This is a genomic window from Acinetobacter sp. YH12200 (assembly GCF_013418175.1).
Lineage (GTDB): Bacteria > Pseudomonadota > Gammaproteobacteria > Pseudomonadales > Moraxellaceae > Acinetobacter > Acinetobacter pseudolwoffii.
Genome location: NZ_VPCO01000005.1, coordinates 179727 through 194140, shown reverse-complemented (window position 1 = coordinate 194140; position 14414 = coordinate 179727). Strand labels below are relative to the sequence as shown.

Below are 14414 nucleotides of genomic sequence, written 5' to 3'. Positions count from 1 at the left end.
CAGATAGAATGAATTGATTTATTTTCATCCTATCTGAGTTTTTTTTGAAGACAACTGTTTTTTTTAAAGTTTTATAGTTTGTGGTACAGATTTTGGCCAGACTTATGGAAGCTGGCTTTCATCTGATCCATACCTGCTTCAATTTCGGCCTGAGAGCTTGCCGGCTGATCAGGCTTGGCCTGCTGATTGGCATAGTCTCGAACATTCTGGCTAATCTTCATTGAACAGAACTTCGGTCCACACATGGAACAGAAATGTGCAGATTTATGTGCTGCTTTGGGCATGGTTTCATCATGCATGCTACGGGCTGTATCCGGATCCAGACTCAAATTAAACTGGTCTTCCCAGCGGAATTCAAAACGTGCCTTGGACAGCGCATTGTCCCGGGCCTGTGCCCCCGGATGCCCTTTGGCCAGATCGGCTGCATGTGCTGCAATCTTGTAGGTAATAATGCCGTCTTTGACATCTTTCTTATTTGGCAAACCCAGATGCTCTTTCGGGGTGACATAGCACAGCATGGCAGTGCCATACCAGCCAATCATTGCGGCACCAATCGCTGAAGTAATATGGTCATAACCCGGGGCAATATCCGTAGTTAAAGGGCCAAGGGTATAGAAGGGCGCTTCTTTACAGACTTCCAGTTGCAGGTCCATATTTTCCTTGATCATGTGCATCGGCACATGCCCCGGACCTTCAATCATCACCTGTACATCATGTTCCCAGGCACGATGGGTCAGTTCACCCAAGGTTCTCAGTTCAGCAAATTGCGCTTCGTCATTGGCATCTTGCACACAGCCCGGACGCAGGCCATCGCCAAGGCTGAAAGACACATCGTAAGTTTGCATAATGTCGCAGATGTCATCGAAATGGGTGTAAAGGAAGTTTTCCTGATGATGCGCCAGACACCACTGTGCCATGATCGAACCGCCACGCGAAACAATCCCGGTCAGACGGTTGGCTGTGAGCGGTACATATCTTAAAAGCACGCCGGCATGAATGGTGAAATAATCCACGCCCTGTTCCGCCTGTTCAATCAGGGTATCTTTAAAGATTTCCCAAGTCAGGTCTTCGGCTACGCCGTTGACTTTTTCCAAGGCCTGATAGATCGGTACGGTGCCAATTGGCACGGGAGAATTGCGGATAATCCATTCCCGGGTTTCATGGATGTTCTGCCCGGTTGAGAGATCCATAATCGTATCTGCGCCCCAACGTGTGGCCCAGGTCATTTTCGAGACTTCTTCTTCAATCGAAGAACCCAAAGCCGAGTTACCAATATTGGCATTGATTTTCACCAGAAAATTGCGTCCGATGATCATCGGTTCCAGTTCCGGATGATTGATATTGGCCGGAATAATCGCGCGGCCGGCAGCGACTTCCTGCCGTACAAACTCCGGGGTGATTTCAGTCAGGTTTTTAGCGCCGAAATTTTGTCCCGGATGCTGGCGCATATCGACACCCTCCAGTTGACGCAGGTTTTCACGAATGGCGATATATTCCATTTCTGGCGTAATCATGCCTTGTTTGGCATAGTGCATCTGGGTGATGTTCTGGCCACGTTTGGCTTTGCGCGGTTTTTGAATATGCGCGAAACGGATGGCCGCAGTACGGATATCACGTAAACGTTGTCGGCCAAATTCAGAGCTTAAATCGTCCAGCATTTCCGTATCGTTACGCTGTTCAATCCAGCTGTCACGGATATTGGGCAGGCCTTTATTCAGGTCAATCGTCACATTGGAGTCGGTATAGACACCAGACGTGTCATAAACCATCAAGGGCGGATTATATTCACCGCCCAAGCCGGTCGGGGTTTCACTGAGGGAAATTTCCCGCATCGGTACCTGAATATCAGGACGCGAGCCTGGCAGATAGACTTTACGTGAAGCGGGTAGAATGCGCGTTAAATCACGTGCTTCCTGTTCATGCGTGGAGAGAGAAGTTTCAGAAGAAAGATTCGTTAACTGGTTCATGGCTATGATCCTTATGAATGACATCAACGAATCAAGCACGACCAAAAACGCGGGCAGATTTATCCTGAGCAGATAAAGCAGGGGCTGGGTTTTTAGCTGGCTTGATTCCTACGCAGGTATTAACCTGATCAGGTTCAACGGTACCCATGCTCAATTCCTGATAAAGATAAAAGGAATCACATGATCTCAGCGAGGGATTACTCGCGCTCCGTCAAGCGAGGCTAAAGCTTAGCTCAGTTTATGCCGAATAAACAGGTCTAAATCTCTCAACTTTAGCGATGGTCTCTTCAGGCAGGGGAAGCTGGACTCAAGCCAAATATTTCTAGCTAGATACAGAACGCATCCATAAAACAGTCTTTATCATATTTTTGTGAGGGTGGGCTGATCTTGGCATAATACAGAATCTGTTCAGCGTCCGAGCGGTTGCGATAGTCGGCAGGCAAGGCTTGCTGGCGCTGTTGCGGATTCATGTCCAGAAACTCCAGAAATTGGCGAGCCTGGGTCGAAAGCGTTGATTTCTGACCGCTGGATAGACCAATAATGGTTTCCAGATGACTGGTATCGACTGCATAACGGTCACGATAATCCTCAGAAACGGGAGATGCTTCGGTGCCTCTAAACAAAAAATAGGTATATTGTTTCAGCAGGTATTCGGCATCCCGCTTATAACTGCTCTCAGGATAAGTCTTGAGATAATCTTCCCAAAGCAGACTGCGGGCTGCAATGTCAGCTGCTTCAATTTGCAGGCGTTTTTCCACCAGTACCGGCTGCATATTCTGTTCAGCCAGATGTTCAATAAAGGCTTTTTCAGCGTCGGGTAAATAAGGCGCAAAAATGCGGGCCAGATATTCCGGACTACGACGATAATGTAAGTTGCCATCGCCAAGATCCAGCAGTTCGACATAAGCCTGACCTTTGTGTTTTAACAGGTACTGGTCACGTGAGGTGAGCTGCTGAAAATGGGCTTGCTGAATGGTCGGATGCTGGGCCATTTCCAGCGCATACTGTTCAAAGGCGCGTTGCTGGAACTCGGTACGGTCGACGGCTAAAAAGCGCTGATACATTTCAGTAGAACGCAGCATCAGATGCTTCTGCTCCGCCAATTCCATCAGGGGCAGACACACTTTAAGATCCTGATTAACCTGTTCCAGCGCAAAAGTGGTGCGCTGGTCATTAATCTGGGACATATTTTTTTCAATATTCTTGCACATCAGGCTAAAGTCATTGACTGGACTTTGCTTCTGATTGGTCTCAGTCTGTTCGACCTGGATCTGTGGTTCCGACGGCTGCTGACAGCCTGCCAGAAACAGCAGGCTGCCGGAAATTAGACAGGCTTTGAATATCGACGGGAATGGCATTAACACTATGTTTCAGGACTCTGTATAGGTGAATTCAGAAAATAACGGCCTTGCTGGGAGATATATTGTATAGATCAAATAAAAATACTATGTTTAGTATTGTGAATTGCTTTGTTACATTGCGGGTATAGATCTTGAAAATTGAATTAATCATGGATAAAACCCGAGAGTTATATTAAAAAGTTAATAAAAATCATACGCAAAAATGCAAAAAATCTCTTTAGTATGGCTTAGCTTAAAGCGCCAGAATTTTTGATCTGAATGGCTGTTAGGGGTTAACACTATAAAATGAAACTAAAACTCAGTGTCATGGCCGGTTTATTGTGCAGTAGTCCGGCGATTTTTGCCCTGGATCTGCAACAAGCCTATGCGCGCGCCCAGCAAAACGATCCGAACTGGCAAGCGAATCTGTTGCAATATCAGGCCGATCAGCTCAATCTGGGGATTGCCAGCGGAAATTTACTGCCGACCGTGAGCCTTTCAGGAAATATCACCCGTAAGAACCAGTCTGTTGATGCACCTGCCGATCCACAGTTTTCTAATTTCATTACTTCCAGTAATACCACCCGCCAGCTGGCTTTAACTGCACGCCAGCCTTTATTCCGCTGGGATGCCTGGCAGGGCTATAAACAGGTCAAAACTTCGGTCGAACTCAGCGAAGTCAACTTACGTCTGCAAAAACAGCAGCATATTTTACAGGTGGCAGAAGCCTATTTTAATGTCTTGCGTCAGCAGTCTTTGACCACGGCATATTTGCAGGAAGAACAGGCTCTATCTGAGCAGCTGCGCATGATGAATGCCAAACTAAAAGAAGGTCTGGTGGCACGTAGTGAGGTCAGTGAAGCCAATGCCCAGTATCAAAGTGCCCAGGCCAACCGGATTTCGACCCAGGTTCAGCTGGTGCTAGCACAGGAGCAACTGGCTCAGCTGATCGGGCCTTACCGAGAAAATCTGGCGGTATTACGCAATGACTTCCAGTTTCAGAAACCGATTCCAAGTGACATGCAGTCCTGGACAGATTTGGCACAAAGCCAGAATCTGAACATTCTGCAAGCCCGTCTGCAAAAACGCTATTCTGAAGATGCCAAACGGGTTGAGCAGGCCGCCCTCTATCCGCAGGTTGAAGCGGTCGGCACCTATGGCTATCTGAAACAGACACCAGAAACGATTATGTCCAGCAATGGTGATTTCGACCAGATTGGGGTGGAAGTCAACTGGAACCTATTTAGTGGTGGCCGTACCCAGAAAAGTATTCGTCAGGCTGGGGTCAATGTACAAAAAAGTGCAGCCCAATTAGACGCTGCGATCCGCAAAGCCAATACCGATGTAAAGCAGTCCTTCATGCAGGTAGAAACCGATCAGGCCAAACTGAATGCGCGTAAAGCAGCGATGGAATCTTCGGAAATAGTTTCACAAGCCTCCAGAGCCCAATATCAGGAGGGCTTAAAGACCATGGTCGATGTGTTGCTGGCCCAGCGCAATGCTTTTTCTGCCAAAACGGATTATCTGAATGCCAAATATGATTATCTGCTGCATGTACTCCAGTTACAGGCTTCAGTCGGGCAGCTGACCGAAAAGGAGCTGGCAGAGCTGAATGCCTGGCTGATCGAATATGATTCACCTCAGCCCAGATGACGCTACGATTGTCATCAAACTTTCATCATAAATATGCTTTAATGTGCTTTATTATTGATCATCGCTATATGCCGTTTCAGGAGTAGACTTCCTTGTGTCCAAATAATCCTGTGTTAAGTCATCACATTTCTTCGCAATTTAATGAAGAGTTGCAGGACGTCAATACCAAATTCATGACCATGGGCGGACTGGTGGAACAGCAGGTGGCCAACGCCATTCATGCCTTACTGGATACCGATGTCGCCATGGCGATTGATGTGCAGTTTCAGGACAATGTTGTCAATCAGATGGAAAGAGACATTGATGAAGCACTGACCCTGATTCTGGCACGCCGTCATCCTGCTGCGATTGATTTACGGATGGTACTTGCCATGTCCAAGGCCAATACCGATCTTGAGCGTATTGGTGATGAAGCGTCTAAAATAGGCCGGATTGCACAAAGCCTGAGCGAAGAGGGTAGTTCGCCGCGCGGTTATATGGAAACCCGGCATATTGGCAACCAGGTTCGGGTGATGATTCATGATGCACTGGATGCTTTTGCACGTCTGGATGTAGATCAGGCCTTGAAAGTGATGTTGGCAGATGCGGATATCGACCGTGAATACCAGTCAGCAACACGTACCCTCATGACCTATATGATTGAAGATCCGCGACATATTAGTCGTGTTATCAATGTACTATGGGTGCTTCGTTCACTCGAAAGAATTGGCGACCATGCCCGGAATATTTCTGAACAGGTGATCTATATGGTCAAAGGTTTTGACGTACGTCATACCAGCGTCGAAGAAATTGAGCAAAAAGTTCAGCGTTAAGAGTGATCATCTTTCAATAAAAGACCTCCAGCTCGGAGGTTTTTTATTGGCTTGGAAGAAGCCCTAACTATGGGTTTCTTCCTCGGCATCATCCTCAAAAGTCTTGGCGATTTTTTCAATATTCAGGCTCTTGGCCATGGCATCAAAAATTTCCTTATACACGCCTTGCTGATGATAAAGCTGAGCGTGCTCACCATGTTCGGCAATCCTTCCCTCTTTCATCACATAGGTATAATCCGCGTCAATAATTTGCGACAGGCTATGTGAAATGATGATCACGGTACGGCCTTGCTTGATTTGATCCAGACTTTGCTTGATTTGTTCGGTGGCGATGGCATCCAGGCTCGCCGTCGGTTCATCCAGAAAAATAATCGGTGGGTTTTTCAGGAACATCCGCGCCAAGGCAATGCGTTGCTGCTGTCCGCCAGAGAGCATGAGGGCATCACTATCATAGCCATCCGGTAACTGTAAAATCTGCGCATGAATCGAGGCTTTTTCTGCCGCCTCAATGACATCGTCCATTGAAGCTGTAGTTTTGCCATAACGGATATTCTCAAAAATGGTGCCTTGAAAAATATGATTTTTCTGCAACACCAGACCAATATGATCACGCAAAAATTGGGTGTCATAGTCTTTCAGGTCAATGCCATCCAGTTTAATCTGGCCTTGTTGCGGCTCATAAAATTTATCCAGCAGGCTGATCAGGGTAGATTTCCCCGCACCGGATAAGCCGACCAAAGCCGTGATCTTATTCGGACGAATTTCCATCTCAATATCTTTCAGGGCATGATGGCCATTCGGATAATAAAAATTCACCCCAGTCAGTTCAAATTTACCAGTCACTTGCGGTTTTTGTTGACCACTTTGTTCAATTTCCTGATCCGCTTCCAGAATCTTAAAGAAGCTTTCTGAATAGATCATGGCATCATTCACTTCATCATAAATCCGGTGCAGTGAGCGAATCGGGGCGGAGACATTATTAAACAGCAGCACATGAAACATGATCATGCCGATACTCATCTGGCCATCCAGCACAAAATAAGAGGTCAGAATAATAATCAACACAATGCCGATCTGTTCCAGGAACGTTTTCAGACCATCAAACAGGAAACTGGTCTGGCGGGTTTTCATCTGGTTGTCGGTTAGTTCGCGTTGCAATCCTAACTGCTTTTCCGACTCAATCGCTTCCCGGTTAAAGGATTTGATCACGGTAATTGAATTAATAATACTGAGAATACCTTGACTCTTTTTCTCGCGGCCATCTCTTAAACTGCGGCGCCAGCCACCGAGCTTTTGTGCCTGCTTATAGGTCAGCCAGAAATAGATCGGGACAATGGCGGTGGCCACCAGGCCGACATACATATTGGCATAGTACATCAGGCCCAAAGCCACAATCGCGCTGGTAAATAACGGTAAAATATCAATAAAGAAGATCTGTACCAGACGGGTCAGTGAGCCGATACCACGATCAATTCGGGTCTGTAATTTTCCGGCCTGATTATTTTCCTGATTAAAAAATTCCAGACGATATTTTAAGAATTTTTCAATAATTCCTTGGGCCAGATCCTGAGAAACAAAAATCCGTAGCTTTTCTCCATAGAACTTCTGGCCGAACTGGACAAAGGCATTGATAATCTCTTTACCGAGCAAGATCGCTGAAATCGTAATCAGAATATGCCAGCCTTGTTCCAGTCCCTGACCTTGTTCCAGCAGCGCATTGATACTATCGACTGCATATTGCAGGGTCAGCGCATTGACCTGTGCGGTAAAGGAACCGATCAGGGTCAAAATCAGCGTGGCAATGACCAGCACCCGATAGGGCTGAACAAAAGGACGAAGTTTCTGAAACAGCTGCCATAAGTTCATAAAGGATTATTTTTATTGTGAAAGTTAAATTCAGTTTAGGCAGGAACAGGACAAGTCACAAGAGCAAATCTTGTAGTCATTTGTGAAATCCGGTTGTACTTTTTCAAAGTCAATGTCAGTATTTTCAGTAAGATAATCGGTCTAATTGACATGACTCTAGATTTATTTGCGCCCCAACCTGAAACGAATATCTTACCCTTTGATGGGGTGGTGGAGGACTATGGTCTGATTCTGGAGCAGGCGCAAAGCCAGCAGTATTTGCAGTATTTTCTGAGCCAGTTGGCCTGGCAACATGATGAAGTACGGTTGTTCGGCAAGCACTATGTCACAGCACGCAAGGTGGTCTGGTATGGCGATGCGCACTATCAATATCGCTATTCGGGGACGCTCAAGCAAGCTCAGTTGTGGACCCCGGGATTATTGCGTTTAAAACAGCATATTGAACAGCTGGTGGGTCATCCCTTTAATTCCTGTCTGGCCAATTTATATGAAGATGGTTCACAAGGCTTGGGCTGGCATAGCGATGATGAGCCTGCCTTATATACAGGAAGTTCTCGGGAAAATGTCATTGCTTCTCTGAGTCTGGGCGCGACCCGTAAAATGAGTTTTAAACATAAAACCCACGGGGATAAAGTCGAGTTACTGTTACACAGTGGCCAACTGATTGTAATGCGCGGCCAGACCCAGCAGTACTGGAAACACAGCATTGGTAAAAGCAGCAAAGTTTTGACACCCAGAATTAACCTGACCTTTCGTTGTTTTTATCCTTAAATCATGTTTTTAGGCATAAAAAAGCATCCCAAAGGATGCTTTTTTTAAAATTTTATCAGCAGTTTAAGGGGTGATTCCGGCAGGATGGCGATACCAGCTTTCAATCAATAAGGCTGCGGCGATACTGTCCGCAGACAACTTTTTGCCGCGACCTTGCGCCTGATAATGATCCAGCTCATCGCGTGCTTCACGGGTGGTCAGACGCTCATCGACCATCAAAGTTTCAATATTGGTCTGGTGCCGTAAACGGCGCGCAAATTTACGTGCCCGTGTCGAAAGCTCCGATTCACTATCATCCATATTCAGTGGCAAACCGACCAGAAATAGATTCGGTTGATAGCTTTTTACTATTTTGAGCAGTTCATCCCAGTTCGGAATACCGTCTTTCATGGGAAATAAAGGTAGGGGACTGGCACTTGCAATCAGGGATTGTCCAACAGACATTCCCATTTTTTGTGTACCAAAATCAAACGCCATAATGGTTTGTGGCGTGTTTACATCAGGCATGTCCAATCTCGGAAGATAACCAGTTGCGGTCGACGCCCATCTTTTTATAGGCAGCATCCCAACGGTCGTTATAAGGTAAGTTAAAAATCAGATCCATATCAGAATCACAAATCAGCCAGTCACCGCGGGCAATTTCCTCTTCTAGCTGGTGTTTGCCCCAACTGGCATAGCCGAGTGCGATTTGATAGCGACCCACACCTTCATTATGCGCAATTGCATCCAGAATATCTTTGGAGGTGGTGATACAGACATTTTCACCCACCGCAATAGAGGAATGCCAGGTCGGCTGACCGGTATGCAGCACAAAGCCGGCCTCAGGGCGTAAAGGGCCACCTTGCAAGACTTCATGTGGATTGACATTGTCTGCTTCAATATCAAGATCATTCAGCAATTCTTTAATTTGAATACCGGCAGGGCGATTGATGATGATGCCTTGTGCACCATCTTCATCATGGCGAGCCAGATAGATCACCGTCTGGGCAAAAAAATCATCATCCGCATGTGGCGGCGCAATCAGACAACGATGTGTCAGAAACTGTTTGGTCACCTGAGCAGTTCTCCTTAAAATCAATTTCTTCGCAAAGAAATCGTATGATCCTAACCGCTACGTTACTCGAGCTTTATGGATTTACCAACTTTTATTTGTCTGGATTGTGATATTTAAACCTGCTGAAATTTCAACTGACGTAACTGACGGGCATGTTGTAAAGTCGTTTCACTGATTTCAACACCACCGGTCATGCGCGCGAGTTCATCAATACGTGCATCTTCTTGCAAACTCAGAATGGTGCTGCTGGCCGGGTCGGTTTGCTGCTTTTTCACGAGTAAATGCTGATCGGATTGTGCGGCCACTTGTGCCTGATGGGTAATACACAGAATCTGTACATGCTGGGCCAAACCTGCCAATAAACGCCCGACAATCTCTGCTGTACCGCCACTGATCCCGACATCAATTTCGTCAAAGACCAGTACTTCGGCTTCGGTTTTTTCTGCATTCATGACCTGCATCACCAGTGCAATACGCGACAGCTCACCACCTGATGCCACGCGAGCCAGGGGTTGTGCCGGAATGCCTTTATTGGCAGTAAATAGGAGTTGAATAAAGCTGAGGCCTTCACTCGATGGCTGTTCCAAAGCTTCAAACTTAAACTCGAAATGGGCTTCTGGTAGTGCCAGTTGTTTAACCTGTTCTGTGAGCTGCTTGGCCAGAGGTGCTGCGGCTTCACGGCGAATCTGATCCAGATGTTGGGCTTTCTCCAGAAAATCCTGATAAGAGACTGCAACCTGTTCAGCCAGTGTTTCCGGGTCTTCCAGTTGATGCAGCTGTTCTAATTCGGTTTGCCAGGTTTCATATTCTGCCTTGAGCAACTCCGGTTGAGTACGATATTTACGTGCCAGACGGTGGAAAACCTCTAAAGTTGAATTCAGTTCTTCCATGCGTTCCGGGTCAAAACTCTGACGATCCATAAACTGACGTAAATTCGCCGCAGCATCTTCAAGTTCGCTTTGTGCATTTAATAAGGAATTATAAATTCCGGAAAGCTGCTCACTACGACCGGCATGCGATTCGACCCGACGCATAATTGATGCGAGTTCCTGGGTCATGTTCTGTTCAGCCTCATCGAGTACATTCAGGCTATAGACACAATCCTGCATGATCGCTTCATGATGGGAAAGCCGGTCAAATTCCTGCTCAATCTCCTGATAATCAGTCTGAACGATGTCTTCCAGTTCTTCCAGTTGCAGCTCAAGGGTTTCGATACGCTGTTTACGGGTGGCTTGTGCATCCAGTGCTGCCTGATGCTGGCGGATATTTTTCTGCCAGGTACTGTAAGCATCCCGTACCGCTTGCGCCGGCGCATAAAAATGATAATAACGATCCAGCCAATGCTTCGGATAAGGGGGTTCGAGTAGTTGTTGCTGACTGTGCTGGCTATAGAGTTGAACCAGTAAACGTCCAATTTCTTTTAGTTCGGACAGGCTGCTCGGTCGTCCATTGATCCAGGCTTTGCTGCGACCGGTGGCAAAAATTACCCGGCGTAAATGGATTTCACCTGATTCATCATCCAGCTCATGTTCTTTTAACCACGCGGCTTCAGGACTATGTTCCTGATAGCTAAAGCTTGCAGTCACATCGGCTTTTTCGGAACCATAACGCACATAATTGGTATCGGTTCGCTCACCCAGACAGGCAGACAAGGCATCTAACAAGAGGGATTTACCTGCACCGGTTTCACCGGTTAAAACGTTAAAACCTTTATCAATATCAATAGCAAGGTGCTCAGCTAAAGCAAAATTGATCAGAGTTAAATGTGTCAGCATAAACGCATCCGGGCTGCGAAAAGTTTGAGTGAAATAGCCTGATGTTGGATTGGGGTCACAACACGGCTGTGATTATAAATCAGGATGAATCAATTTCATTCTATCTTAAATTTTAGCGATTCATATATGCTTATTTCACTGTATTTTCGAAAGAAGCTGACTCAAAAGCCGGCAAATTCACTGCTTGTTTTCATAGTTTTGACATTGTCAAAGTTTAAGCTAGAAACCAAATCTGGCGGGCTGAATATACCATCAAGCCAGTAAACAAGCGGCCAGAATACCCCTTTCGCAATAGGCATTCAGGCGAGAAGCAATATTTCACCGCTGCCGACAAACTTCGATTGATTAGTTGAGAGTGCACATTTAAACTACAGCAATCAAAATATTACAAAATGCTTTATCTGGAGAAATCGCATGTCAGCTCAGTTTGATCATGTATCTGTACTTAAAAAATCAAATGTATATTTCGGCGGTTTATGTATCAGCCATATTGTTCAATTTGAAGATGGCACCAAAAAGACTTTGGGGGTCATTTTACCATCAGAAAATGCCTTAACCTTTGAAACGCATGTGCCTGAGCGCATGGAAATTGTTTCAGGTGAATGTCGTGTTCAGATCGGAGATAGCGAAGAAAGTGAGCTGTTCCGTGCAGGCCAGTCCTTCTATGTGCCGGGTAATAGCCGTTTTAAAATCGAAACCGATGATGTGCTGGACTATGTCTGCCATTTTGAAGGTTAAGTACAGCGCAAGATCAGTGCAAACCGGGCAAGAAATTTCAGTGCGAATCGGTTAAACTAATCATTCTATAGAAATCCTGTGAAGTCAGCTTTACGGGATTTTTCTTTTATATATAAATTTAATTTAGAGGTCGTTCATGGCAAAACCTGAATATTTTTATGGCGTACATTCAGTGGAGTCATTGTTAGAGCTTGAGCCTGAACGTGTCTTGACATTATTCACTCTCAAAGGACGCGATGATCAGCGTTTAAAACGTGTACTGGAACTGGCTGAACCGTTTGGCATCAGTGTGCAGCAAGCCAGCCGTGACAAACTGGAAAAATTGGCCGGTCAACCCTTTCATCAGGGTGTTGTAGCAGCCGTTCGTGCCCATCCGGTCTTGAATGAAAAAGATCTTGAGACATTATTGAGCGCAAATCCGCAAGCCTTGTTATTGGCCCTTGATCATATTACCGATCCACACAACCTCGGAGCATGTGTGCGTACCGCCGCTGCGATGGGTGTTGAGGCGGTGATTGCACCACGTGATCGTTCTGCAAGCTTGACTCCGACTGCACGTAAAGTGGCTGCCGGTGGTGCTGACAAAGTCAAATTTATTCAGGTGACTAATCTGGCGCGTACCTTGGGGCAAATCAAAGAAGACTTTAATGTGCGAGTCGTCGGTACCATGCTGGATGAAAAAGCGCTGCCGATTCAGGAGTTTGATTTCACCGGTACTGGTGTCTGTGTGGTGATGGGTGCGGAAGATACCGGTCTACGTCCAATTACACAAAGCCAATGCGATCAGACGGTGTATATCCCGATGGCGGGTAATCTGCAAAGCCTGAATGTCAGTGTTGCAACAGGTATGGCACTGTATGAAGCTTGCCGCCAGCGTAACCTGTAATTGATGATGGCATTGTCAGATCGTACACAGGGCTATGTCTTTCTACTGACGACTATGTGTATCTGGGGCGGTTTTACTTTAACCGCCCGTCTGAATGCGCTTTGGAACATCAGTGCTTGGGATATCGTGGCTCTGCGGTTTTCTTTGGCTTTTCTGATTCTGATGCCGATCTTGCTCTATCGCAAAGAGGCGGCTTTTTTACTGAAAAAAGAACCCTTTATTCTGGCCATGATTGGCGGAGTAATTTACTGTCTGTTTGCCTATAGCGCCTTTCATTATGCGCCTACCGCCCATGCCGCGATTTTCTTGAATGGCTGTATTCCGATTTGTACTGCCATCATGGCTTTTTTCCTGATGGGGCAGGCTTTTGATAAGCATACCTGGGCCAGCCTGATTATTATGATTGCGGTGCTCTGTATCATGAGTCTGTTGATGTATCAGGAAACCGGAGTGGCATTCGGGGCAGGGGATGGGCTATTTTTTATCAGTGCAATACTCTGGGCAATTTTTACCGTGTTATTGCGGAAATATCAGTTAACTGCATGGCAGGCAATGAGCGGTGTCGCGATCTGGTCAGCAGTGGTTTACGTACCTGTTTATCTGCTGTTTTTACCCAAAAATTTGAGTGTGCCAGAACCCCAGCACTTATTGTTTCAAACCATCTTTCATGGGGTTTTTGTGGTAATTATTGCCACTTTAAGCTATGTCGAAGCAATCAAGCGTCTCGGTGCATTTAAAGCCGGTAGCATTACCAATCTTGCACCATTTATTGCTGCGATTCTGGCGGTGCCTTTATTAAATGAAGCGCTGAGCCTGGCGATGATCTGTGGCTTGGTGGGGATGGCAATTGGGGCCTTACAGCCTTGGCGCTGGATTGGCCGTAAAGATAGTTTAGAAGCACAACTTGCAGCACAGAAAAAGCAGTCTTAATCGGACTGCTTTTTTTATACCTCAGGCAGCTGCCATGTTTAAATATTTTTCATGCAATGGGCGGAGATGGGCATAAAGATGATCCAGATGACCATCATTCAGCACAATATCATCAGCCATGGCCTGTTTCTGTTCACGTGACATTTGTGCGGCAATAATGTTTCGGATTTGCTCAATATTTTGACCATCACGTTGTGAGGCACGTTCAATTTGCAATTCGATTGTGGCATCAATCAGTAAGCGATGCTGAGTGAGCTCATGTTGATTGGTCTCAAACAGGAGCGGTGAAACCAGAATGGCATAGGAACTTTGCGCAGCATCTAACTGCTGAATAATCGAAGTGCGAATTGCTGGATGAGTAATATTTTCCAGGGTTTTACGTGCTTCAGGAGACTGGAAAATATATTCGCGCAAGGCACGACGATTCAGTGAACCATCTTCAAGCAGTACCCAATCCCCAAAAGCCTGCTGAATCTGGGCGAGTGCAGGCTGGCCAATCTCGACCACTTCACGCGCCACCACATCGGCATCCACAACGACAATGCCTTGTGCTTCAAACCATTGACTGGCCGCAGACTTGCCACTACCAATCCCGCCGGTTAATCCGAGTATAAATTTCACT

At 46.3% G+C, this 14414-nt stretch carries 13 protein-coding genes and 1 riboswitch; of the genes, 6 read left to right on the top strand and 7 right to left on the bottom strand.

The window, feature by feature from the left end:
- Window positions 1-71: 71 nt before the first annotated feature.
- A complete protein-coding gene (gene thiC, locus FTU90_RS05075) occupies window positions 72-1967 on the bottom strand; it encodes a phosphomethylpyrimidine synthase ThiC (RefSeq protein ID WP_180071998.1) in 1896 nt (631 codons plus the stop codon).
- Window positions 1968-2055: 88 nt separating this feature from the next.
- Window positions 2056-2188, bottom strand: a riboswitch (TPP riboswitch).
- Between the two features lie 105 nt (window positions 2189-2293).
- Window positions 2294-3325 (bottom strand): hypothetical protein, encoded by a 1032-nt coding sequence (locus tag FTU90_RS05070; protein WP_074383657.1) that lies wholly within the window; start codon window positions 3323-3325, stop codon window positions 2294-2296.
- Window positions 3326-3613: 288 nt separating this feature from the next.
- Between FTU90_RS05070 and FTU90_RS05065 the strand changes: the two genes are divergently transcribed.
- Together FTU90_RS05065 and phoU are read left to right on the top strand one after the other, a co-directional pair.
- A complete protein-coding gene (locus FTU90_RS05065) occupies window positions 3614-4960 on the top strand; it encodes a TolC family outer membrane protein (protein ID WP_180000936.1) in 1347 nt (448 codons plus the stop codon).
- A 92-nt stretch (window positions 4961-5052) separates the two neighbouring features.
- Window positions 5053-5772 carry a phosphate signaling complex protein PhoU gene (phoU, locus tag FTU90_RS05060; protein WP_005094412.1) on the top strand — a complete coding sequence of 240 codons (720 nt, stop codon included), beginning with the start codon at window positions 5053-5055 and terminating at the stop codon, window positions 5770-5772.
- A gap of 63 nt (window positions 5773-5835) precedes the next feature.
- Here phoU and FTU90_RS05055 read toward each other — a convergent pair whose 3' ends face one another.
- Window positions 5836-7638, bottom strand: a complete 1803-nt coding sequence (locus FTU90_RS05055) for an ABC transporter ATP-binding protein (RefSeq protein WP_005168969.1) — start codon at window positions 7636-7638, stop codon at window positions 5836-5838.
- Window positions 7639-7788: 150 nt separating this feature from the next.
- Between FTU90_RS05055 and FTU90_RS05050 the strand changes: the two genes are divergently transcribed.
- Entirely contained in the window at window positions 7789-8409 is a 621-nt protein-coding gene (locus FTU90_RS05050) for an alpha-ketoglutarate-dependent dioxygenase AlkB (protein WP_180071997.1), read from the top strand.
- A 63-nt stretch (window positions 8410-8472) separates the two neighbouring features.
- On the opposite strand, the gene ruvX is transcribed toward FTU90_RS05050, so the two are convergent.
- From ruvX to recN, 3 genes are all read right to left on the bottom strand, one after another.
- Window positions 8473-8916 carry a Holliday junction resolvase RuvX gene (gene ruvX, locus FTU90_RS05045; protein WP_180071996.1) on the bottom strand — a complete coding sequence of 148 codons (444 nt, stop codon included), beginning with the start codon at window positions 8914-8916 and terminating at the stop codon, window positions 8473-8475.
- Window positions 8909-9463 (bottom strand): YqgE/AlgH family protein, encoded by a 555-nt coding sequence (locus FTU90_RS05040; protein ID WP_159516335.1) that lies wholly within the window; start codon window positions 9461-9463, stop codon window positions 8909-8911. The genes ruvX and FTU90_RS05040 overlap by 8 nt, the downstream gene beginning before the upstream one ends.
- Before the next feature lie 113 nt (window positions 9464-9576).
- Complete coding sequence (recN, locus tag FTU90_RS05035) at window positions 9577-11238, bottom strand: DNA repair protein RecN (protein WP_100329416.1); 1662 nt, start codon at window positions 11236-11238, stop codon at window positions 9577-9579.
- 414 nt (window positions 11239-11652) lie between these two features.
- Here recN and FTU90_RS05030 point away from each other — a divergent pair, with 414 nt between their 5' ends.
- From FTU90_RS05030 to FTU90_RS05020, 3 genes are all read left to right on the top strand, one after another.
- A complete protein-coding gene (locus FTU90_RS05030; protein ID WP_004281089.1) occupies window positions 11653-11976 on the top strand; it encodes a pyrimidine/purine nucleoside phosphorylase in 324 nt (107 codons plus the stop codon).
- Between the two features lie 136 nt (window positions 11977-12112).
- The gene (gene rlmB / locus FTU90_RS05025) at window positions 12113-12862 is read left to right on the top strand and encodes a 23S rRNA (guanosine(2251)-2'-O)-methyltransferase RlmB (RefSeq protein WP_005168959.1); all 750 of its coding nucleotides are present in this window, start codon (window positions 12113-12115) and stop codon (window positions 12860-12862) included.
- Between the two features lie 6 nt (window positions 12863-12868).
- Window positions 12869-13792, top strand: coding sequence for a DMT family transporter (locus FTU90_RS05020; protein ID WP_005094400.1), 924 nt, complete (start codon window positions 12869-12871; stop codon window positions 13790-13792).
- 21 nt (window positions 13793-13813) lie between these two features.
- Here FTU90_RS05020 and coaE read toward each other — a convergent pair whose 3' ends face one another.
- The gene (coaE, locus tag FTU90_RS05015; protein ID WP_074383651.1) at window positions 13814-14413 is read right to left on the bottom strand and encodes a dephospho-CoA kinase; all 600 of its coding nucleotides are present in this window, start codon (window positions 14411-14413) and stop codon (window positions 13814-13816) included.
- Window position 14414 lies beyond the last annotated feature (1 nt).